General features: G+C 60.4%; 21 protein-coding genes. 12 read left to right on the top strand and 9 right to left on the bottom strand.

What is annotated here, in order from left to right:
- Window positions 1-59 precede the first annotated feature (59 nt).
- Window positions 60-587 carry an HNH endonuclease gene (locus tag ACVWVQ_RS00670; RefSeq protein ID WP_457506348.1) on the bottom strand — a complete coding sequence of 176 codons (528 nt, stop codon included), beginning with the start codon at window positions 585-587 and terminating at the stop codon, window positions 60-62.
- 167 nt (window positions 588-754) lie between these two features.
- On the opposite strand from ACVWVQ_RS00670, the gene ACVWVQ_RS00675 reads away from it, so the two are divergent.
- The 5 genes from ACVWVQ_RS00675 to ACVWVQ_RS00695 all read left to right on the top strand — a co-directional run bounded on the left by ACVWVQ_RS00675 (window position 755) and on the right by ACVWVQ_RS00695 (window position 6690).
- Complete coding sequence (locus ACVWVQ_RS00675; protein ID WP_457506350.1) at window positions 755-2962, top strand: glycoside hydrolase; 2208 nt, start codon at window positions 755-757, stop codon at window positions 2960-2962.
- A 27-nt stretch (window positions 2963-2989) separates the two neighbouring features.
- Window positions 2990-3940, top strand: coding sequence for a prolyl aminopeptidase (pip, locus tag ACVWVQ_RS00680; RefSeq protein WP_457506352.1), 951 nt, complete (start codon window positions 2990-2992; stop codon window positions 3938-3940).
- A gap of 263 nt (window positions 3941-4203) precedes the next feature.
- On the top strand, window positions 4204-4743 hold the full coding sequence (locus ACVWVQ_RS00685) for a PDZ domain-containing protein (protein ID WP_414373387.1): 540 nt from the start codon (window positions 4204-4206) through the stop codon (window positions 4741-4743).
- A gap of 35 nt (window positions 4744-4778) precedes the next feature.
- A complete protein-coding gene (locus ACVWVQ_RS00690) occupies window positions 4779-5084 on the top strand; it encodes a hypothetical protein (protein WP_457506354.1) in 306 nt (101 codons plus the stop codon).
- Window positions 5085-5094: 10 nt separating this feature from the next.
- Window positions 5095-6690: a hydantoinase B/oxoprolinase family protein gene (locus ACVWVQ_RS00695; RefSeq protein WP_457506356.1), complete on the top strand. Its 1596-nt coding sequence runs from the start codon at window positions 5095-5097 to the stop codon at window positions 6688-6690.
- Here ACVWVQ_RS00695 and ACVWVQ_RS00700 read toward each other — a convergent pair.
- Window positions 6627-7019, bottom strand: coding sequence for a thioredoxin family protein (locus ACVWVQ_RS00700; RefSeq protein ID WP_041437173.1), 393 nt, complete (start codon window positions 7017-7019; stop codon window positions 6627-6629). The two genes, ACVWVQ_RS00695 and ACVWVQ_RS00700, sit on opposite strands and share 64 nt — an antisense overlap.
- Window positions 7020-7053: 34 nt before the next feature.
- Window positions 7054-7794 (bottom strand): NnrU family protein, encoded by a 741-nt coding sequence (locus ACVWVQ_RS00705; protein WP_457506357.1) that lies wholly within the window; start codon window positions 7792-7794, stop codon window positions 7054-7056.
- Window positions 7795-7859: 65 nt separating this feature from the next.
- Here ACVWVQ_RS00705 and psb27 point away from each other — a divergent pair, with 65 nt between their 5' ends.
- Window positions 7860-8261 carry a photosystem II protein Psb27 gene (gene psb27, locus ACVWVQ_RS00710; protein ID WP_414329352.1) on the top strand — a complete coding sequence of 134 codons (402 nt, stop codon included), beginning with the start codon at window positions 7860-7862 and terminating at the stop codon, window positions 8259-8261.
- A gap of 185 nt (window positions 8262-8446) precedes the next feature.
- Entirely contained in the window at window positions 8447-8950 is a 504-nt protein-coding gene (locus tag ACVWVQ_RS00715) for a YHS domain-containing (seleno)protein (RefSeq protein ID WP_457443243.1), read from the top strand.
- Window positions 8951-8974: 24 nt separating this feature from the next.
- On the opposite strand, the gene ACVWVQ_RS00720 is transcribed toward ACVWVQ_RS00715, so the two are convergent.
- From ACVWVQ_RS00720 to ACVWVQ_RS00730, 3 genes are all read right to left on the bottom strand, one after another.
- On the bottom strand, window positions 8975-9757 hold the full coding sequence (locus ACVWVQ_RS00720; RefSeq protein ID WP_457506359.1) for a sensor histidine kinase: 783 nt from the start codon (window positions 9755-9757) through the stop codon (window positions 8975-8977).
- A gap of 120 nt (window positions 9758-9877) precedes the next feature.
- Window positions 9878-10765: a peptide chain release factor N(5)-glutamine methyltransferase gene (gene prmC / locus ACVWVQ_RS00725; RefSeq protein WP_457506361.1), complete on the bottom strand. Its 888-nt coding sequence runs from the start codon at window positions 10763-10765 to the stop codon at window positions 9878-9880.
- Window positions 10766-10777: 12 nt separating this feature from the next.
- Entirely contained in the window at window positions 10778-11626 is an 849-nt protein-coding gene (locus tag ACVWVQ_RS00730) for a Tic22 family protein (protein WP_457506363.1), read from the bottom strand.
- 888 nt (window positions 11627-12514) lie between these two features.
- On the opposite strand from ACVWVQ_RS00730, the gene ACVWVQ_RS00735 reads away from it, so the two are divergent.
- The 3 genes from ACVWVQ_RS00735 (at window position 12515) to ACVWVQ_RS00745 (ending at window position 15378) form a co-directional block, all read left to right on the top strand.
- Entirely contained in the window at window positions 12515-13615 is a 1101-nt protein-coding gene (locus ACVWVQ_RS00735) for a serine hydrolase (RefSeq protein ID WP_457506365.1), read from the top strand.
- 126 nt (window positions 13616-13741) lie between these two features.
- Window positions 13742-15127, top strand: coding sequence for an NAD-dependent succinate-semialdehyde dehydrogenase (locus ACVWVQ_RS00740; RefSeq protein WP_457506367.1), 1386 nt, complete (start codon window positions 13742-13744; stop codon window positions 15125-15127).
- The gene (locus ACVWVQ_RS00745) at window positions 15127-15378 is read left to right on the top strand and encodes an RNA-binding S4 domain-containing protein (protein ID WP_457506369.1); all 252 of its coding nucleotides are present in this window, start codon (window positions 15127-15129) and stop codon (window positions 15376-15378) included. The genes ACVWVQ_RS00740 and ACVWVQ_RS00745 overlap by 1 nt, the downstream gene beginning before the upstream one ends.
- Before the next feature lie 5 nt (window positions 15379-15383).
- Here ACVWVQ_RS00745 and ACVWVQ_RS00750 read toward each other — a convergent pair whose 3' ends face one another.
- The 3 genes from ACVWVQ_RS00750 to ACVWVQ_RS00760 all read right to left on the bottom strand — a co-directional run bounded on the left by ACVWVQ_RS00750 (window position 15384) and on the right by ACVWVQ_RS00760 (window position 17207).
- Window positions 15384-15911: a hypothetical protein gene (locus tag ACVWVQ_RS00750; protein ID WP_414399642.1), complete on the bottom strand. Its 528-nt coding sequence runs from the start codon at window positions 15909-15911 to the stop codon at window positions 15384-15386.
- Between the two features lie 9 nt (window positions 15912-15920).
- Window positions 15921-16307, bottom strand: coding sequence for a plastocyanin/azurin family copper-binding protein (locus ACVWVQ_RS00755; RefSeq protein ID WP_457506371.1), 387 nt, complete (start codon window positions 16305-16307; stop codon window positions 15921-15923).
- 234 nt (window positions 16308-16541) lie between these two features.
- On the bottom strand, window positions 16542-17207 hold the full coding sequence (locus ACVWVQ_RS00760; protein ID WP_414329579.1) for a DUF4439 domain-containing protein: 666 nt from the start codon (window positions 17205-17207) through the stop codon (window positions 16542-16544).
- Window positions 17208-17454: 247 nt separating this feature from the next.
- Between ACVWVQ_RS00760 and ACVWVQ_RS00765 the strand changes: the two genes are divergently transcribed.
- Both ACVWVQ_RS00765 and ACVWVQ_RS00770 read left to right on the top strand, forming a co-directional pair.
- Window positions 17455-18204 (top strand): WecB/TagA/CpsF family glycosyltransferase, encoded by a 750-nt coding sequence (locus ACVWVQ_RS00765; RefSeq protein WP_414329577.1) that lies wholly within the window; start codon window positions 17455-17457, stop codon window positions 18202-18204.
- A gap of 205 nt (window positions 18205-18409) precedes the next feature.
- Complete coding sequence (locus tag ACVWVQ_RS00770) at window positions 18410-19096, top strand: cell division ATP-binding protein FtsE (RefSeq protein ID WP_011433482.1); 687 nt, start codon at window positions 18410-18412, stop codon at window positions 19094-19096.
- Window positions 19097-19151: the final 55 nt, after the last annotated feature.

Consider the following 19151-nt stretch of genomic DNA (forward strand, 5'->3'; position numbering starts at 1 on the left):
CCGACGCGGATCCTCATCGATGGAACAGGGTTCGCCGATCTTAGCTTGCACGGCAACCCTCAATCTTGCCGATCTTGCCGACTTTGGTGCTCGCGCCAAAACTGTTCTGCAAAAGCCACCGTTGGGTGGAGAGGGGCACGGGGTTTGCTGCGCAGGGGCATGTTGGCTTCTTCAGGGGTGCGGTTGCCCTTGCGTTGATTGCAGCGTTCGCAAGCCGTCACCACATTGTCCCAACTGTGGGATCCCCCTTTGGAGAGGGGCACGACATGATCCAAGGTCAGATTGTGGGTGCTGCCACAATACTGGCAGGTGTGGTGATCCCGCCGCAAAACCTCCCGCCGATTCACAGGGGGCACGCGCCAAGCGCGCTCTTTGCCCTTGATGGTCAGGCGAATATGTTCGGGCACCTCGATGACCTGGCTGGGGGAGCGCACCTTCCACACCGGCACATTCATCATCGAGAGCGGTTCGGCTTTGCCTGTTAGCAGCAGCACGATTGCCCGCTTGATATTGACCCGGCTGATGGGCAAATAGTTTTGGGAAAAGACAACGATCGACTGTTCCAGAAGGTGGGTAGCGGCAGTCATGGCTCAGCTCTTCCTTTTGCCGCCATTCTCCTGAGGAATCTGCCGAATGGCAAGCTTTTCCCCACCGCCATCGACACCGGCAGCGCTCAGACATTCAAGAGTTTCTTACGATCGCCAGCCAGACAGATGGGCTAGTATCCGGGTGATGGTTGGATCCGGTACCGCCCATGACCTACCCGCTGCACGTCGCCCTGGTTTGGCACCAACACCAACCCCTCTACAAAAGTCCGGTGGCGGGTAAATATCGCATGCCTTGGGTGCGCCTACACGGGATCAAAGATTACCTGGACTTGGTCTTGCTGCTGGAGCGCTATCCCCGCTTGCACCAAACGATTAACCTGGTGCCCTCCCTGATTCTACAGATCGAAGAGTATGTGGCCGGCTCGGCTTTTGATCCTTACCTGGAACTGACCCTATCCCCTGTCGAAAAGCTCGGCCCCGATCAACTGCGCTTTGTGGTCGAGCGTTTTTTCGACAGCCACTACCCCACCATGATCGAGCCCTACCCCCGTTACCGGCAGCTCTACAACCAACGGGAATCTCAGGGGGTGAACTGGTGTCTGCAGTACTGGACTCCGCAGGACTTCAGCGATCTGCTGGCCTGGCACAACCTGTCTTGGTTTGATCCCCTCTTTCAGGAGGATCCTGAGATTGAGGGCTGGATCAAAATGGGATCCGGTTTTACCCTGGCGGATCGGCAGCGGATCTACGCCAAGCAACAACAGATCCTCGGCGCCATCTTGCCCCAACACGCCAAACTGCAGAGCAGCGGCCAACTGGAACTGACCACCAGCCCCTATACCCACCCCATCTTGCCCCTGTTGGTGAGCGAGCGCTCGGCGCGGGTGGCTCGGCCAGGGTTGCCTTTGCCTCGCTACCCCTTTCACTGGGAGCAGGATGTCCACACCCAACTGGAGCGGGCTAAGCAGATCTATCGGGAGCGCTTTGGCCGCGAGCCGCGGGGCCTGTGGCCTTCCGAGCAATCCGTAAGCCCTGCCATTGTGCCGATTGTGCAAAAACAGGGCTTTGATTGGATCATCTCCGACGAAGGGGTTTTGGGGTGGAGCCTGGGCCAGCCTTTTCATCGCGATGGGCAGGGCCACATTCTGGAGCCGGAGAAGCTCTACCGCCCCTACCGCCTGGAAACCGAGCGGGGGGATCTGGCCATCGTCTTTCGGGATCACCGCCTTTCGGATTTGATTGGCTTCAGCTACAGCGCCATGCCCGCCGATGCTGCCGCCAAAGATCTCATTGGCCATCTGGAGAGCATCCGCAACCGCCTGCCCCAGGAGCAGCCCTGGCTGGTGACCATCGCTCTGGATGGGGAAAACTGCTGGGAGTACTACCCCCAGGATGGCAGGCCCTTCTTGGAAAACCTCTATACCCGCCTCAGCCAGCACCCGGCGCTGCGCTTGGTGACGGTCTCCGAGTTTCTGGATCAGTTTCCTCCCACTGAGTTTTTGCCGGCAGAGCAGCTGCACAGTGGCTCCTGGATCGAGGCGGACTTCACCACCTGGATTGGGGATCCCGTCAAAAACCGCGCTTGGGAGCTCTTGGCTCAGGCCCGCCAGGTGATTCAGGATCATCCCCGCGCCAATCCCCAAGCCTGGGAGGCCCTCTGGGCCGCCGAGGGATCCGATTGGTTCTGGTGGTTTGGGGCAGGCCACTCCTCCGCCCATGATGCCGTTTTCGACCAGTTGTTTCGGGAGCACCTGCAGGCGCTCTACACTGCTTTGGGAGAGGCGGTGCCGACCGTGCTGCAATTTCCCCTGGAGGATCATGACGGCCTAGGGGATCGCCTGCCGCAGGGGTTTATCCACCCGGCCATCAACGGTCGTCCGGCAGAACGGGAGTGGAGCCAAGCGGGGCGGGTGGAGATTGGAGCGGCCCGAGGCACCATGCACCGCAACAGCATTGTTCGTCGCCTCTGGTACGGGTTTGATCACTTCAACCTCTACCTGCGGCTGGATTTTAACTCGGTGGTGCAGCGGCCCAGGCAATTGCTGGTGCTGTGGTTCTATCCCAACCGCGTCACCGTCAACAGCCCCATTCCCCTGCAGGGATTGCCGGCAGAAGCCCCTCTCAACTACCACTACCGCCACCTGTTGCGGTTGTCACTGCCGCCTCCCGGCACCGGCCAGCATCCGGCAGAGGTGCAAGCCCAGCTCTTGCAGGCAGGGGAGTACCACACCTGGCACGCCATCGGCCATCAAGTGAAGGCGGTGGTGGATGCCTGTTTGGAGGTGGCCATCCCCTGGAGCAATTTGGGCGCCCAGCCGGGGCAGGAGCTGCAATTTGTCATCCTGGCCGCGGATGGCGAGACCTTTCAGGAAGGGATCCCGCCCAAGGCCACCATTGCCCTGCGCAGACCCTGAGAGTGATGACCAGCAGAGCTTCAAGTTATGTCGCGCGATCTCTATCCCCCCATCGAGCCCTACGATCAAGGCTTTCTGGCGGTTTCCTCCCTCCACACCCTGTACTACGAGCAGTGCGGCAACCCGGCAGGCAAGCCGGTGGTGTTTTTGCACGGGGGGCCTGGAGGCGGGATCGATCCCATCTACCGGCAGTATTTCGATCCCAGCCGCTGGCGGGTGGTGCTGTTCGATCAGCGGGGCTGCGGGAAAAGTCGCCCCTATGCCGAGCTGCGGGAGAACACCACCTGGGATCTGGTGGCAGACATCGAGAGGTTGCGCCAGCATCTGGGCATTGAGCGCTGGTTTGTGTTCGGGGGCAGCTGGGGCAGCGCTCTCGCCCTGGCCTACGGGCAAACCCACCCCCAATCCTGCCTGGGGTTTGTCTTGCGGGGCATTTTTCTCTTGCGCCCTTTTGAGCTCCGCTGGTTTTACCAGTCGGGGGCCAGCTACTTTTTCCCCGATGCTTGGGAACATTACCTGGAGCCGATCCCTCCCGAAGAGCGGGATGACCTGCTGGCAGCCTACCACCGCCGCCTCAACGACCCAGATCCCCAGGTACGGCTGAGGGCAGCTCGCGCCTGGTCTGTTTGGGAGGCCAGCACCAGCAAGTTGATCCCCAGCCCAGAGCTCATCGAGCGCTTTGGTCGGGGAGAGTTTGCCGAGGCCTTTGCCCGCATTGAGTGCCATTACTTTGTCCACGGCGGTTTTTTGGATCCGGAGGATCAGCTCCTCAGGGAGGTGGGACGGCTGCGGCATCTGCCGGCGGTGATCGTCCAGGGGCGCTACGACGTGGTGTGCCCGCCCATCTCTGCTTGGGAGCTGCATCAGGCTTGGCCGGAAGCGGAGTTTCGGATGATCCCCGATGCCGGACATTCCATCACCGAACCCGGAATCCGCGCTGCCCTGCTGGAGGCCACCGATCGCTTTGCCAGCCTGTGAGCCCTGTAGCCGGGTGAGCTGAGGGCTGCAAGGGATCCCAAGACTTGAAGAATTGCTACAGGAAGGCCGGCAAAACCTCGGGAGCCAGCCCAGAAGCACGGCCAAGCCTATCGACAGTTGGCGATTTTGGGTTTATCACTGAGGGAAGGGCGGTGCAAGCTGCCCGGTCGGCGGTTTCCGCTGCTTAGCATCTGGCTGGTGCATCCACCTAAGCGTCTTGCGGATCCGAGCTTACCTTTACTTGCCGTTTCCAGGGTCGAACCATGCAGAAACCAACCCATCTGTTCAAGCTTGCCCTAGCCCTGCCCGCCTCTTTTTTGCTGGCAGATGCAGTTGTGGCCTACCCCTGCGGCTCGGTTGGGGGTGAAGCTTACAATCCCTACAGCTCCACGGTTCAGGTCAGCAGCGACGCCAACAGCTTCGGGGTCCAGTGGTCGCCTGCCTCCTCTGCTGTAGGCAACGGCTTCATTGGAGTTGCCATTGAAACGGTGAACGGCGAGCAGGCTCAGAGCGCCATCAGCCGTCGTCTGTTCGGCCCCGCACCGCAAGTTCAAGGGGTGCAGGTGGTCGGCCTGCTCCAAGACGGCCCTGCTCAACGAGCTGGTTTGGCCCAAGGCGATATCCTGATTGGCGTGGATGGGCAGCGGGTCACCTCCGTGCAGCATGTGCAACAAATCATTCAAAACACCCCGGTGGGCCAATCGGTGCCGATTACCTTCCGTCGCGGCGGGCAGGTGCTGTCAACGGTGGTTGTGGTGGGGGATGGCCGTGTGTTGCGCCCCTTGATGCTGCAGCAGCAGTGAGGCTTGTCGGGATCCCTACCCGGAGACCTCCGTAAATGCCGATGGGAGTTTCAGGATGGGCCGTCTGGGCAGTTTGTGCTCTTAACGGGCTGCTGTTTCTGGCTCTGATCGCCCTTATCCCCATCATTTTGAGCCTGCGCTCGGCTCTTGGGGTTACGGAGCGGGCCATGGCTGATTGGCGAGAAGCAGCTCAGCAGGCTTTGGCTCCCACCCCGGCTGAGTTGCTGCGTCTGCGGGATCGTCTGCGCGAGAATCGCCATACCCTTGCCCGCTGGCAACGTCGTTTGCAGTTCTGGCAAGGGATCCGCAGGGTGGCCGTTTGGCTGCGGCGCAGGCTTTGATTGGAGAGGTATGGATAGCAACCGTCCTGTCTCCAACCCCATCCGGTTGCAGGTCATGGCCAACGCTCTGGCGGGGATTGCCGAAGAGATGGGGGCGCGCCTCATCCGCGGTTCATACTCGGCCAACATCAAGGAACGGCGGGATTGCTCCACAGCTCTGTTTGACTCGCAAGGGGCTTGCATTGCCCAGGCAGCTCACATCCCGGTGCATTTGGGCGCCCTTTCGCAGGCGGTGCGAGCGGTGGTGGCAGCCAACCCGCGACCCGGAGATGTGTTTGTCCTTAACGATCCCTACCAGGGGGGATCCCATCTGCCGGACGTTACGGTGGTCGCGGCCATTCCCGGCTGGAGGGATCCCGACCGGATTTGCGCCTATGCCGTGAACCGTGCCCATCATGCCGACATTGGAGGGATGCGCCCCGGCTCCATGCCCGCCGACTCCAGCGAAATCTGGCAGGAGGGGCTGGTGATCCCGCCGGTACGGCTGGCTAGGCTCTCTCTGGAAGGAGCGTTGCACTGGCAAGAAGATCTGCTGCGCCTAATTCTGGCCAATGTGCGCAATGCCGAGCAGCGGCGGGGGGATTTGCAGGCCCAAGTGGGGGCCAACGGGGTTGGGGTGAGCCGGTTTCGGGAGCTGCTGGCCCGCTTTGGAGAAGAAGAGGCTTGGCAGTTGGTTGCGGGGGTGATCGAATACAGCCGCCGACGGATGCGGGCGCAGATTCAGGCTCTGCCAGATGGGATCTACACCGCTGAGGACTGGTTGGAGGGCTACGGGGATCCGCCCGAACCCATCGAGATCCGGGTGCAGGTGGAGGTCAGGGGCGAGAAGCTGCGGGTGGACTTCACCGGTACCGCTCCGGCCATGGCGGGAAACCTGAATGCGCCGCTGGCCGTCACCCGCTCGGCAGTGTTGTTTGCCCTGCGTTGTCTGTTGGATCCCACGGCCCCCAGCAATGTCGGCTTGGAGGATCCCATCGAGATCGTGGCGCCGCCCGGCTGCTTGGTGAATGCCCAGTTTCCGGCAGCAGTGGTGGCGGGCAATGTGGAAACCTCGCAGCGCATTGCCGATGTGGTGTTCAAAGCTCTGGCTCCCGTGGCCGGATTGCGGAGCATCGCTCAGGGGCAGGGCACCATGAACAACTGTGTGCTGGGCAACCGCCACTTCACCTACTACGAAACCCTGGGAGGTGGTCAGGGGGCCAGCCGGCAACGACCGGGTTTGGACGGAGTGCATGTGGGCATGAGCAATACCCTCAACACCCCCATCGAGGCTCTGGAGCTGGAGTATCCCCTGCGGGTACTGCGCTACGAGCTCCGCCAGGATTCCGGCGGCCATGGCCAACAGCGGGGCGGCTGGGGACTGATCCGCTCCATCCAGACTTTGCAGGATTGCACCCTCTCCCTGCTCACCGAGCGGCGCCACTATGCCCCCCAAGGAGAACAGGGAGGCGGGCCAGGCCAAGTGGGGATCAACCTCCTCAATGGGGATCCCTTGCCTGGCAAAATCAGCCGCTCCCTAAAAGCCGGCGACGTAATCACCCTCTACACGCCGGGCGGCGGGGCTTGGGGCTCAAACGAGGATGAGCAGGCTCCCGAACCCAGGTAGCGCAGGTGGTCAAGAAACAACTGCTCGCAGCGGCGAAGCACCTCATCGCGGCTGGCGAAGTGCTCCAGCCTTTGCACTTCTTGACCTTTCTCAAACAAAATTAGGGTTGGCAAAGAGCGCACCCGATAGCGGCGCGGCAGCCAAAAATTGTCGTCTACATTCACCCGCAGTACTTTGACCGCCCCTCCCCACTCGGCTACGAGACGGTCGGTAATCGGCTGAATGAAGCGACACAGGCCACACCAAGGGGCGCCGAAATCCACCAAAACCAACCCATCACTTGTCAAAAGTTCTTGATTAAAAGCATCTAAAGCAACTTGCAAGGCCATCACTCCCAAACTAAAGAAGTTCTTTGGGATCATGCTACCAGGCAACTTGGCTGGCTGCAGAAACCATTTGGGGATGGAAAGCATAAAGAATCAATACAAAGCTGAATACCCCCAGATAGGCCCAGCGAAAAAACTCTTGGGGGCGCAGTTGCTGTCGCTTCTGCAGAATGGCCAAGCCGGGGATCACGGAGGTGCGCGCCTTGAGATCGCGGAAGGCCTGCCCGTATTTCCGCTCCAGGCGGTGATCCCCATGCCAAACGGCAAACAGGTGGTAGGCAATGAGCCCAAGCGAGGTCACCACCATAAAGCTGGAGCCAATCCAAAGGGTATGGGCTACACACCAGATCACCTGGCCCACCATTTGCGGATGACGGGTGATGCGGATGATCCCGGTCTCAAACAGGTGGATCTCCGGCTTGCGAATGGCGGCGATCTCCAGCAAGTTGAAGGTGGCCGGATACAAAAAGAAAAAAGAGAGGGCAGACAAAAGAGTAACGGTGGTGCGGATGCCTGGGACGGCTTGGAGATCCCAGAGAATCACCCCGTCGTAGCGATGGTTAAAAAAATAGATCAGCAACAGTGGTGCCAAACTGAGGCTCACCAGAGCAAAGAAGATGCGGTACAGACGGGATCCCAGCCAGCTTTCCCCCCAGGGCCGCAAGTAGGCTAATCCGCTGTGAGCACAGGCAAACCCCAAGATCAGGGCTAACATTGTCCAATGGGATCCGTACTGGCCTAGCCTCTGCAGAAAGTCGCTGAAGGGCGTGAACAGCATCTTTTGGATGACTCCTCTGGTGTTGCTGTGGCTTATGCTTAAAAATAAGTTACATTAGGTTCCCCATGCTCAAAACTTTTTTTCGGCGTCTTGTCAGCCTGCTCCTGTCTGTAGCCCTTTTGCTGGGATCAGGGAGTTCAGTTGCTCAGGCTGCCCGTCTCACCGGCAAGTATTACGAAGACAGCATGACCTTGATCCAAACCCTGCGCACCGTCCTTTCCGAAGGGGATCCCCTGATGAACCCAGAGGAGGCGCGAGCGGAAGCCATGCAGGCCATCCAGGAGTTTTCTGGGCGCTACCACGGCCATCGCTACGACAAGCTGCAGTCTTTTACCACTTTGCGCACGGTGTTTAATACGCTGGCCTCCCAGTACCGCACTTCCAACCGGCCTCTCAACCCCGAAAAGGTGGAGCGGGTGCTAATGCAACTGGATCGGGCCGAATTGGCCCTGCGCCGAGAAGGTTGAGCTTTTTTTAGATTGGATCTCCCCGATCCAAATCACAGGCAAATTTCCCCGCTGCGGCCAGACTGTTCCCAGTCCGCAGAAGCCAGGGTCTTCTCAGGTCTCTTTTTGAATCTGAGAGGAAGGGCGCAGTGCTTTTCTGGAAGTGGAGGAGATTTTTATCTCGATTGAGGATTGGGGAGGTTGTGATGGTCAAAAATCGTTGGGCTTTGATCCCGCTGCTGCTGATGGTTGGAGCTGTTGCTTCTCATCCGGCTTGGCTCCTGTCTCTCCCAGCCCAAGGACAGGTTGTTGGGGCTGTCGAGGAGGGATCCCCGGGCCCCTTTTTTGCAACGGATGGCCTGGCCCTGCGGGGCTATGACCCGGTGGCCTATTTCATCGACGGCAAGCCCGTCAAGGGATCCCCAGAGTATGAATGGGAGTGGGGAGGGGTGACCTGGAGGTTTGCCAGCGCCGAGAATCGGGAGCGGTTTCGCAACGACCCAGAGCGCTTTGCCCCCCAGTACGGCGGGTTTTGTGCCTGGGCCGTGGCCCACAACTACCTTTACCCGGTGGATCCCTTTGCCTGGAAAATCGTCGATGACAAGCTGTACCTGAACGCCAACCAGCGGGTACAGCGTAACTGGGAGCGCGACATCCCCGGCTTGATCAAGAGGGCAGATGCCAACTGGCCAGCTTTGAGAAGCCGATAGGCCCAAGTCCCTCTGGCCTGGGGTTCAATGGGCGAGGCGCAGGGTCACCTTGATGCCAACTCGGTAGGGGCCGCTTTCGCAGAGTTCCAGCTGGCCTCCCATTTCTCTCAGGAGCCGCTCGCTTACCCGCCAGACGGCACAGCCCTCTGTTTGAATGGGCACATGGCATCGCCCCTCAAGGTTCCACCCCAGGCACAGTCGCCCCTCTTCTTCTGCGGTGGGATAGGGGTGCAAAGCCATCGAACCGTAGCGTAGGGTGCGGATGCCCCAGCGACACACTCCCAGCAGCGCCTGCACCAAGCCGTGGGGATCCGCCCAAACGGTGAGGCTGTCGGGGAGAAGGGGCACCTCAAAGGCCGAGGTGGGTTGTAGGGCCGGCCATTCGTAGCGAATGCCCTGATCCTGGGCCTGTAGGCGAGTTAGGCTGTACACATCCTGCAGGAGGGGGCGTAGTCGGGTCGGTTCCGGTCGCAGGGGTTGGATGGGCAGGTCATGGCGAGCCAGGCGGGTGTATTCCTCAAGCAGCTTGATCAGACGCTCTACCGCCTCTTTGGCACTTTGCAGGTATTCCCGCTCCTCTTCGGGAGAGTCACATAGATCCGACAACACCAACTGAAGGGATCCCATCTGGCTGCTGAGGGGATTGCGCAGCTCATGGCCGATGCTGACGAGCAACTCTTGTTGAAAGGCTCGCATCACCTCAGAGCGTTCAAAAGCAAATTGCCAATCCACGGCCCCTTGCCCGTCGGCAGGGGCGGCCTGCTGTAAGGGTGGGTCGGGTTTGGCTGTAGGCGAAGGCTCCCTCAAGAAGTGCTCCTGGCGAAGGACAGGGGATCCCATCCGTGCTCAGATCTCTGGGCTCGGAGCTTTAAGTTTTGGACAGTTCCGGCTCCGGCGATACCCCATCTTATGGGATCCTACCCTTTTCTATCCGACGAAGTGGGCGCTGACCACCCGTTCAACCCCGGCCAGATCTCGGTGAACTTGGATCTGCCGATAGCAGCCTCTAGCTTGCAACTGCTCCGCCACCCAAGGGGCTTGGCCTCGCATCACTTCCACCGCCCAAAAGGAGTTCGGGGCCAAGTAATCCGGTGCTGCTTGAATCAACAGCCGCAAGTGGGCTAGGCCATCTTCTCCGCCATCCAGAGCCTGTCGTGGCTCGTGCAGTCGCACCTCTGGCATGAGAGAGGCCAGCTCAGCAGAGGGAATGTAGGGAGGGTTGGAAACCAGGCCGCGCAGCTGCCCCCGCCAGGGATCCAAGGGCACAAACCAGGATCCCAGCAGCAACTTCACCCGCTCCTGCAGATGATGGGCTGCCACATTGTCTGCTGCAATAGCCAAGGCCTCTGGGCTAGAATCCACGGCCAGAAGCCACAACTGGGGGTGCTGATGGGCCAACGCAATGGCAATCGCCCCGCTGCCTGTACCCAGGTCGGCAAAACAGGATCCCGGCGGCAGAGGATTGGCCTGCAGCCAGAGGGAAGCCTGCTCCACCAGCAGCTCGGTCTCCGGGCGCGGGATCAGCACCGCCGGCGTCACCCGTAAGCTCAAGCCCGCCCACTCAACTTTGCCCAACAGATACTGTAGGGGGATGCGCTCTTCCACCCTTTGCCGCCAAAGGGCCTGCACCTCCTCCAGGGGATCCCCCTCCCCAGCCGGAGCGCGACCCATCAACCGCTCCAATGGCCCCCACCCCAGCCGTTCCCTGAGCAAAATCTCCACTTCCTCGGCAGGGATCCCAGCCGCTTTTGCCGCCCTCAGGGCTTGGGCACGCCACTCTGTTAACCGCTTCACCAGAGCAGACGGGGATCCCATCAGGGGCTTAGGTTAACGCTGAGGCTGGGGACTTGCAGAAGGATTGGCAGGCCGGGCCAGGGATTGGATATACTCCAGCGCCGAGCGAGAGGGGATAAAGGCAATTTTCTGCACATCGGCCTGCGCGTCGGGGGCCAGCATACGCTCTACCACAATGGCCAGCGAGGTCACTTCAATCTGGGTCTTTCCAACTACATCCGGGTTCTGCGCCGCCGCCCGATCCAAAGCCCTCCGCAAATCGTTGCGGTCGAAGAAGAAGGGCACCACCTCATGGCCATCCTGCTCGATGGTCAGCAGCCCCTCGCCGGAGCGGCCATAGAACAGAGGCACGCCGATTGCCTCCGGGGGCACATCTTGTCCGGTTTCCTTCAGCACCTGCTTGGCTGCCTCCACATCAGAAGCCCGAGGCACCACCTCAAAATACAGGTCACTATTCTTGGCGCGCTCCTCTTCCGATTTTTCGTAGGCATACCCCAGCGAGAGAGGCACCACCCGGGCTTGACTGGCTATCTCGGGGTTGCTGGCTTTCACCTGCTCCAACATTTGTTGGGCCTGGGCCTGATCCAGCCAGAAGGAAACCACTTGGATGGTGCGGCCATCTCGCTCCACATTGGCGACAACGGGGGTGCCGTTCTGAGACACAATGGCAAAAACAGGCACCAGATTTAGCCGCTCCGCCACCTCTTGCCGGCTCATGGGGCCTGCGGCTGCCTGAGCCAGTAGGGCATTCTCCTGAGCCCAAACAGGAGTCACAGCCAAACCCCCCCAAGCTGTTCCGATCAGGATCCCGGCTACGCCGCCCACCTGAGCTGCACAGCGGCAGAGGGAGCGCACAGGCGATATTACATTACAACGCGTCATTCTCATCTCAACTCCCGGCATCGCGCCTTGTTCTGGTTGCTATGGGGTCAGCTTCCTAAGTACTAACCAACAGCCTGGGGCAAATCAAAAGCTGCCTAGATTAAACCCGCTCAACAGGGCTTAGGCTAGCGATGCGGCACACTCTCAGCCTTAGGATCCCGGTTGGCCATCGCTGACAACACCCCGGCACACCTATCTTGAAGAGCGCTCTTGGGCCACCCTAGAAGCCAAGGTTAGAACATCTGCTCGACCTCTGTCGAGGGGCAAAGCCCCTATTTTGGGTGGGGATCCCGCATCACCCAATACTATATACGGAGTCGCATACAACTGATCCACGCTAGATGCAGATCCGCTTGAATCATTGCATACCTGGCTCTTCCTCCAGCACGCTGCTTGTTCTGGCCTTGTTCAGTTCACCGTGCGGAGCTGCCACCGATCCCTGTGGTCAAGGATGGGGTTCTGAGCCGCCGGGCCGGGGGATGGTACATCTCGTCACTGCCCCACACTGCTAACGCGGACGTGGAGGCATAGTGTAGTGATGACAGTTTGATGGGCGTTTTGCAATCGTAGGTCAGGTTGGTCAATTTGTGGGTTTAATTAAGCCAAGCTCACCGAAGTTGAGTCGGTGAAACGGTCAGCATTGTCTGTTAGGAGCATGGCGTTAGTACTCCGCACCGCTGTCGGGAAAAGGCAACCGTTCTCATGACCAAAGCAAGGGAGAGGAAAGGCACCGATCCATCCGCGCTAGCGGGCCGTAGGCCTTTGCCAGAGAAGTCGCGGGATCCCCGCCGCCCTCCACAACCTGCCAAGAACGCCGTCCCGCCTCCAGAGGGGTCAAAGCCGCAAACAGGTTCTGGTCGCCTGCTTCCTGCCCCTAGGGGATCCCTATTGGTTTCCCGTCCTCAACCGCTGCGTCTTGCCCGCCAGAAAGCCATTGCTCGTCTGCGCCAACGGGCTGCCCGGCCTCGCCGCTTGAGACGTTCTCCATCTCTCGGGCAAGTGTTGCTCAGGGGACTGAGCTTAAGTCTCATCCTGGGCCTGACGATGGCGGGCCTCTCGCAACTGCTGCAATCGACCACCGCTGGCCGGACAGAACAGTCCACGACGCAGCTTGGGGATCCTCCCCCGCCGGCATTGCCAAGTGACATTCTGCGGGGAGAAGCGATCCCGGCTTTGCAGGAGCGCTTGGCCGCTTTGGCCGACCAACCGGGTTTGACGGCAGGAGCCCTGTTTTGGGAGGTGGAAACCGGCGCCTTTGCCGGGGTTAGGCCGGATCAGGCTTTTCCTGCCGCCAGCGTGATCAAGATCCCCATTCTCTTGGCTTTTTTCCAGGCTGTGGAAACCGGACAGGTGCGGCTGGATGAGAGGCTCACCCTGCGGGAAGATCTCAAGGGAGGGGGGGCAGGCGTGCTGCAAACCCGCCCGCTGGGATCCCAGGTTTCTGCTTTGGAAGCGGCCACCCTGATGATCACCCTCAGCGACAACTTCGCCACCAATCTGATCATCGATCGCCTGGGTGGGCAGGAGGCTCTCAACCAAAAATTTCGGCAGTGGGGGCTACAACACACGCAAATTTCATGGTGGCTACCGGATCTGGAAGGCACCAACACCAGCAGCCCGCGCGACATGGTTTGGCTGCTCAGCCAGGTGGAACAGGGGCGCATGCTCAGCCGCCGCAGCCGCGACCGTTTTCTGGACATTCTCTGGCGCACCCAACGGCCCTCCTATTTCCGGCCCAACTTGGGTCAAGAGGTGCGCATTGCCCACAAAACGGGAACCTTGAGCTCCGTGGTGGGGGATGCCGGGATCCTGGATTTGCCCAACGGGCGGCGCTATGTGGCGGCGGTGTGGGTGAAGCGAGAAACCCCCAACGACCCCAGAGCCGAAGGGCTGATCGCCAGCCTGTCGCAAGCAGCCTACGAGTTCTGGTCTGCTCCTGGATCCGCCCCGCCATCCCGAACAGACACCACCGGCAGCCCGCAACCCTGAGTCCCCCACTCCGCAAATCTTTCCATATTGCTACGCAACGCTTACGCGAACGCAGTAGCAGTGCGGAGCACTATTCCAGGCAGAGCACAAATGCCAGAGTGGAGAAACAGGCGTTGAGGGAAAACGATGGGGCACCTGGTCAGCATCAACCCCGCCACCGGAGAGGAATTGGCTCGCTACCCCGTTTTCGACGCTGGGCAGATCCAAAGCTGTATCGCCCAAGCCCACGAGCGGTTTCAGAGCTATCGTCGGATCCCGTTTGCTCAACGATCCGCCTGGCTGAAGCGGGTGGCAGGGATCCTGGAGGAGCGCAAAGCGGAGTTTGGCCGCCTAATCAGCCTGGAGATGGGCAAAACCTTGGCCTCTGCCGTTGCCGAAGTGGAAAAATCCGCTTGGGTTTGTCGCTACTATGCCGAGGAGGCAGAGGGATTCTTGGCCGAGCGCTCCATATTGCTACGCAACGCTTACGCGAACGCCAGCGATGCCAGCCGCAGCGGGATCCGCTACCAGCCGCTGGGGGTGATTTTGGCGGTGATGCCCTGGAACTTTCCCTTTTGGCAGGTGTTTCGCTGTGCCGCCCCAGCCCTGATGGCGGGCAACACCCTCTTGCTGAAACATGCATCCAATGTGCCCCAATCGGCTTTGACCCTAGAGCAGATCTTTCGGGAGGGGGGATTTCCGCCAGGGGTCTTTCAAACCCTGCTGATCACAGCAGCCCAGGTGGCAGAGGTGGTGGCGGATGAACGGGTGCGGGGGGCCGCCCTCACCGGCAGCGAAGCCGCCGGCTCCAGCCTGGCCCGTTTGGCCGGTCAACATCTGAAAAAAACAGTGCTGGAACTGGGAGGGAGCGATCCCTTCATCGTGCTGCCCAGCGCCGATCTGGAGGCAGCAGTTGCCACAGCGGTCACGGCCCGTCTGATCAACAACGGCCAGTCCTGCATTGCCGCCAAACGATTTATCTTGCACAGGGCTATCGCTGAACCTTTCACGGCTGCCATGACGGAGCGATTTCGCCGGCTCAAGGTAGGGGATCCCTTGGATCCGCAAACCGATGTGGGGCCTCTGGCTACCCCCAGCATCCTGCAAGAGGTGGACGGACAGGTGCAGGCTTTGGTGCAAGCAGGAGCCAAAGTCCATATCGGCGGATCCCCCTTGGGAGGAAATTTTTACCCGCCCACGATCCTGAGCGACATCCCCCCGGATCATCCGGTGGCCCACCAGGAGGTGTTCGGGCCGGTGGCGCTGCTGTTCACCGTCCCGGATGTGTCGGCAGCCATTGAGCTGGCCAACAACACGCCCTTTGGCCTGGGTGCCAGCGCCTGGACAACCGATCCAGAGGAACAAGAGCGCCTGCTGGAGGAGCTGGAGGCGGGATCCGTATTCATCAATGGCATGGTCAAGTCCGACCCGCGCCTTCCCTTCGGCGGCATCAAACGCTCAGGATATGGACGGGAACTGAGTCGGGAAGGGATCCTGGAATTTGTAAATGTCAAAACCTTTTGGGTGAAGTGATGGCGGAGACTCCTCAAAGGGATCCCCAGCCGGCGGCGGATCCCGTGATCAAGCTGGATCAGTTCCTCAAGCTGGCGGGGGTTGCTCCCACCGGTGGGCAGGCCAAGCAGCTCATCCAAGCGGGGCAAGTGCGGGTGAATGGCGAGGTGGAAACCCGGCGGGGACGCAAGCTGCGCCCTGGGGATGAAGTGGCCGTGGGAGGTGGAGTTTGGCGAGTGCGCCTGGATAAGACCCCAAAGTCAGATCAGTGAACGGGTCAGTGCAACCGGATCAAAAGAAGCATGGCCAAAGCCCCGATTCCCCCTGCCACCGCAAACTGCCATTCCAGCCCCCACAGCAGGCAGGCAACTCCGGCCAGGATCTGGATCCCACCGGTGATCCAGTAGGGGAGACGCGGCGGATCCACCAAGCCGTTGAGCCAGTGACCCAGCCCCATTTGCCACAGCCAAAACACCCCCAGGTATGGGCTCAAAGCTGCCAAAGGGGTACGCCCGACAAAGGGCAGCACCGAGAGGATCATGCCCTGGGCGATCACCAACGTCCACACCAAACCCACAAAGTAGAGGTGGGCCAGTCCGGCTGTTCGAAACTCCGGCAAGCTAGTCTGCCGCACCATGTAGCCCAACCCAATCAGGGAAATCACCAGCCACAGCCAGTTGATGTTGGCCTCTTGGTGAAACTGGGTGGCAGCAAACCCAATCCCCAAAAGGACGGCCCAAACCAGGTACACCCGCCGACAAATGTTCCAGAAGGGAAGAGGGGATCCCAGGGGTTCCATTTGCATGGCCTTCACCTAATCGACGACGACAATACGGCCCACCATGCTGGGGTGGATATCGCAGAAATAGTCCTGGATCCCAGCTACTTCGAACACCACCGCTTTGCTCTCGTTGCGCCTCAGCCGTCCCGTCCCTTGAAACTGCGCTCCCTCTATGGGAGTAGCCGTGTGGGGGGTGGAATCCAGGTTGGTGAAGGTCACCTTGCCCCCCCGCTTGAGGGTAACCTCCGAGGGCAGGTATTGAAACCCGCGAATGATTACCTCTGCTGCCGCCGTTGCTTCGACAGGATCCCGCTCCGCAACGGAGCTGGCTTGTCGCCACCGATCCACGGCCAAGATGGCCCCCGCATTGAGCAGGGATCCCAGCCCACTGAGCAACAGCAACCGCCGCGTCATTGGCATAGGGCTTTCTCCACACAGGTTAGGAAGCGAAAAAAAGCTGAGGCGTTCAGAAGAAGGCGATTGCGACAGCGGTGTGGAACACCTTGACCTCCAAAGAACCTCCAAAGATCTCCAAACCCCAAGATCCTACAGAGGACGTTGGAAGGCTTTGGAGATCAGCGCCGGTGGGGGTTCTACACCTTGCTGTCGCCGGGGGTTGGCGGCTTTAGCTGGAAGTCATCGCCGGCAGGGGCTTTACACCTTCAGGATCCAGCGCTCCCGAGTCTCGGCGCTGACAAAGGGGGCAGGCACCACCAGAATGCTGGGATCAAGGCTGTGGAACACGGCCCGGATTGCGGTGGCATGGGCAACTTCGTTGGGGCCAATGGTGCTGGCGGCAGCCACCAGGTCTTTGTTGGAAAGCTGGGTAAACGCGTCGTTGTAAGCCAAGGCTGCATCAAACTCCAGAGCCAGGGCCAGCTTGGCAATGTTGGCATCGGAGTCGAGATTGCCTTCTTTGTTGTCGATGTAGGTGGAAAGGTCGTAGCTATCCCGGGCCCGAGAGGGGATCCCTCCCAGTTGCCGCACGGCACCCGCCAGCAGATCCCGGTGCTGTTCGTGATCCTTCAGGTTCTTGGTGGCCACTTCCAACACGATCTTGCCCACCTCGGTGTTGCTCAACTTGCCGGCAGCGGTTTTGTAGGCCCAGATTGCCTGCTGTTCCAAGTCGATGGCGGCGTTGAGAATGGCAATATCAGCAGTGTTGGACTGAGCGGCACCGGGCAGGGTGCGCAATCCAATTGCTCCACCTACGCCCGCCAGCAAACCAGCCAACAACAAGCTGCGGCGGGAGGTTGCAGGGCTGGGATCCCATTCGGCGGCCAATTGAGGCAGAGCGAAGGGAGTCTTTGCAGTCTTCATCTCAAGTCTCCTGTCTCGAAAGATGGCAACCAACCTTCAGGGGCTTGCTCTGGGTCGGGCAATTCCCTCTGGCCTGGTCTGATGGAGATACGCCGTGGATGCCGCCGCGGATGCCTGAGGGAAGAGATTTTCGTGGTCAAATAGCCATGAAATGCCTCCTCGAACTCCCCTCTCCCTCTGGGAGAAGGTCCGGGCTATCTTAAAAGCGTGTCCAACGGCTCCAGTGGGGGCCAGCATTCAGTCGGTAGTGTCGTTATCCATCCATGCGATTCTGGGCGTGAACCTGCACCTTGCTCTGCCGGAGGCCAGCCTACAGAGCTACGCCACCTGGATTGAGGCGCGTATTCGGGAGGGTCAGGGCGCTCAGGTGGTTACCTGCAACCCGGAAATGATCATGCAGGCGCAGCGGGATCCCGCCTTTGCCCAGGTGCTGCAGGCAGCAGAGCTGGTGATCCCCGATGGCATTGGGGTGGTGTGGGCCCTGCGGCGGCAGGGGATCCGCGTCCAGCGGGTGCCGGGGATCGAGCTGGCAGAAACCCTGATCCCGTTGGCGGCAGAACGGGGGTGGCGCTTGGCCCTGGTGGGGGGAAGGCCGGAAGTCAACCGGGCAGCAATTCGATATTGGCAAGCCCAGTGTCCTGCTTTGGCCCTCTGGGGCTACCACGGCTACTTCTCTAGCGAGGAAGAAAAAGAGCTTCTGCAAGCTCTCCAGGAATTTCGACCGCAACTGGTGTGGGTGGGGCTGGGATCCCCGCGGCAGGAGCTGTGGATCCAAAAGTGGCGTCCCCTTTTGCCCCAAGCCATCTGGATGGGGGTGGGGGGCAGCTTGGACATTTGGGCCGGCCAAAAACGGCGAGCGCCCCGTTGGTGGCGTGACCATCACCTGGAATGGTTGTATCGTCTCTATCAGGAACCCTGGCGCTGGCGACGCATGTTAGCTCTGCCCAGCTTTGTCTGGCGAGTGCTGTGGGATCCCTCTTCTCGTTTGCGCCCCTAGTCTGCCGGCGCTCTCTCCCTCCTCTGTCTAGGCGCTTACTATGGTGATCGGTCAGCACATCGGCTATCCTCCTCGCTTACACCCTCGCTTACACCGTTGGGCGGGTACGGCTCCGACCCCTCATCCCCCTGCCCCAGCCCATCCAGAGGCCACCCTGGGCTTTTACAGCAGCACCCAATCCGGATCCCTGCAAGCCCCGGCCAGCATGGTGTCCTTGCGGGGCGTGAGCAAGGTCTTTCCCAACGGCAACTTAATTTTTCAGGATGTGAACTTGGAGGTGCGCCGCGGCGAGTTTGTGTTCGTAACTGGGGTCTCCGGGGCGGGCAAGTCCACCCTGCTGCGGCTACTCTACGGGGCGGAACAGGCCACCGAGGGCACGGTCATCGTCGATCAAGTCTGTCTCTTTTCTTCTGAAGGGCGGCGGCGACCCTACCGCATCCCACCGCGTCCGCTGGCCATGTTACGGCGGCGCTTGGGGGTGGTTTTCCAAGATTATCGCCTTCTGGCCAACCGCACCCTGGCAGAAAATGTGGCCTTCGTGCTGCGCGCCCAAGGGCTGTCCCCCGCAGAAATCCGCCGTCGCATTGGGCCGACCCTAAAGATGGTGGGGCTGACCGAAAAGCGAGATCACTTTCCCCATGAGCTTTCGGGGGGGGAACAGCAGCGCCTTAGCCTGGCCCGTGCCATTGTCAACATGCCGGTGCTGCTGCTGGCGGACGAGCCAACAGGAAACCTAGATCCGGAAAACTCCCTCTTGGTTCTCCAGATTTTGGAGCGGCTCAATTCCTTTGGGGTGACCGTCATCATGACCAGCCATGACCCCTATCTGGTGGAGCGGGCCGGCCACCGGGTGGTGCGCATGGAGGGAGGGCGCCTGTATGATCTGCGCTGAGGGGCTACCGGGATCCCTACTTTGCTCTTCACAAGCTTTTTGAGATCCCGGAGAG

The organism is Thermostichus sp. MS-CIW-36 (assembly GCF_054059035.1).

Coding starts and splice junctions, on each gene's coding strand:
- ACVWVQ_RS00670 (WP_457506348.1), bottom strand. CDS start 587: ATGACTGCCGCTACCCACCTTCTGGAACAGTCGATCGTTGTCTTTTCC.
- ACVWVQ_RS00675 (WP_457506350.1), top strand. CDS start 755: ATGACCTACCCGCTGCACGTCGCCCTGGTTTGGCACCAACACCAACCC.
- pip (WP_457506352.1), top strand. CDS start 2,990: ATGTCGCGCGATCTCTATCCCCCCATCGAGCCCTACGATCAAGGCTTT.
- ACVWVQ_RS00685 (WP_414373387.1), top strand. CDS start 4,204: ATGCAGAAACCAACCCATCTGTTCAAGCTTGCCCTAGCCCTGCCCGCC.
- ACVWVQ_RS00690 (WP_457506354.1), top strand. CDS start 4,779: ATGCCGATGGGAGTTTCAGGATGGGCCGTCTGGGCAGTTTGTGCTCTT.
- ACVWVQ_RS00695 (WP_457506356.1), top strand. CDS start 5,095: ATGGATAGCAACCGTCCTGTCTCCAACCCCATCCGGTTGCAGGTCATG.
- ACVWVQ_RS00700 (WP_041437173.1), bottom strand. CDS start 7,019: ATGGCCTTGCAAGTTGCTTTAGATGCTTTTAATCAAGAACTTTTGACA.
- ACVWVQ_RS00705 (WP_457506357.1), bottom strand. CDS start 7,794: ATGCTGTTCACGCCCTTCAGCGACTTTCTGCAGAGGCTAGGCCAGTAC.
- psb27 (WP_414329352.1), top strand. CDS start 7,860: ATGCTCAAAACTTTTTTTCGGCGTCTTGTCAGCCTGCTCCTGTCTGTA.
- ACVWVQ_RS00715 (WP_457443243.1), top strand. CDS start 8,447: ATGGTCAAAAATCGTTGGGCTTTGATCCCGCTGCTGCTGATGGTTGGA.
- prmC (WP_457506361.1), bottom strand. CDS start 10,765: ATGGGATCCCCGTCTGCTCTGGTGAAGCGGTTAACAGAGTGGCGTGCC.
- ACVWVQ_RS00730 (WP_457506363.1), bottom strand. CDS start 11,626: ATGACGCGTTGTAATGTAATATCGCCTGTGCGCTCCCTCTGCCGCTGT.
- ACVWVQ_RS00740 (WP_457506367.1), top strand. CDS start 13,742: ATGGGGCACCTGGTCAGCATCAACCCCGCCACCGGAGAGGAATTGGCT.
- ACVWVQ_RS00745 (WP_457506369.1), top strand. CDS start 15,127: ATGGCGGAGACTCCTCAAAGGGATCCCCAGCCGGCGGCGGATCCCGTG.
- ACVWVQ_RS00750 (WP_414399642.1), bottom strand. CDS start 15,911: ATGCAAATGGAACCCCTGGGATCCCCTCTTCCCTTCTGGAACATTTGT.
- ACVWVQ_RS00755 (WP_457506371.1), bottom strand. CDS start 16,307: ATGCCAATGACGCGGCGGTTGCTGTTGCTCAGTGGGCTGGGATCCCTG.
- ACVWVQ_RS00760 (WP_414329579.1), bottom strand. CDS start 17,207: ATGAAGACTGCAAAGACTCCCTTCGCTCTGCCTCAATTGGCCGCCGAA.
- ACVWVQ_RS00770 (WP_011433482.1), top strand. CDS start 18,410: ATGGTGTCCTTGCGGGGCGTGAGCAAGGTCTTTCCCAACGGCAACTTA.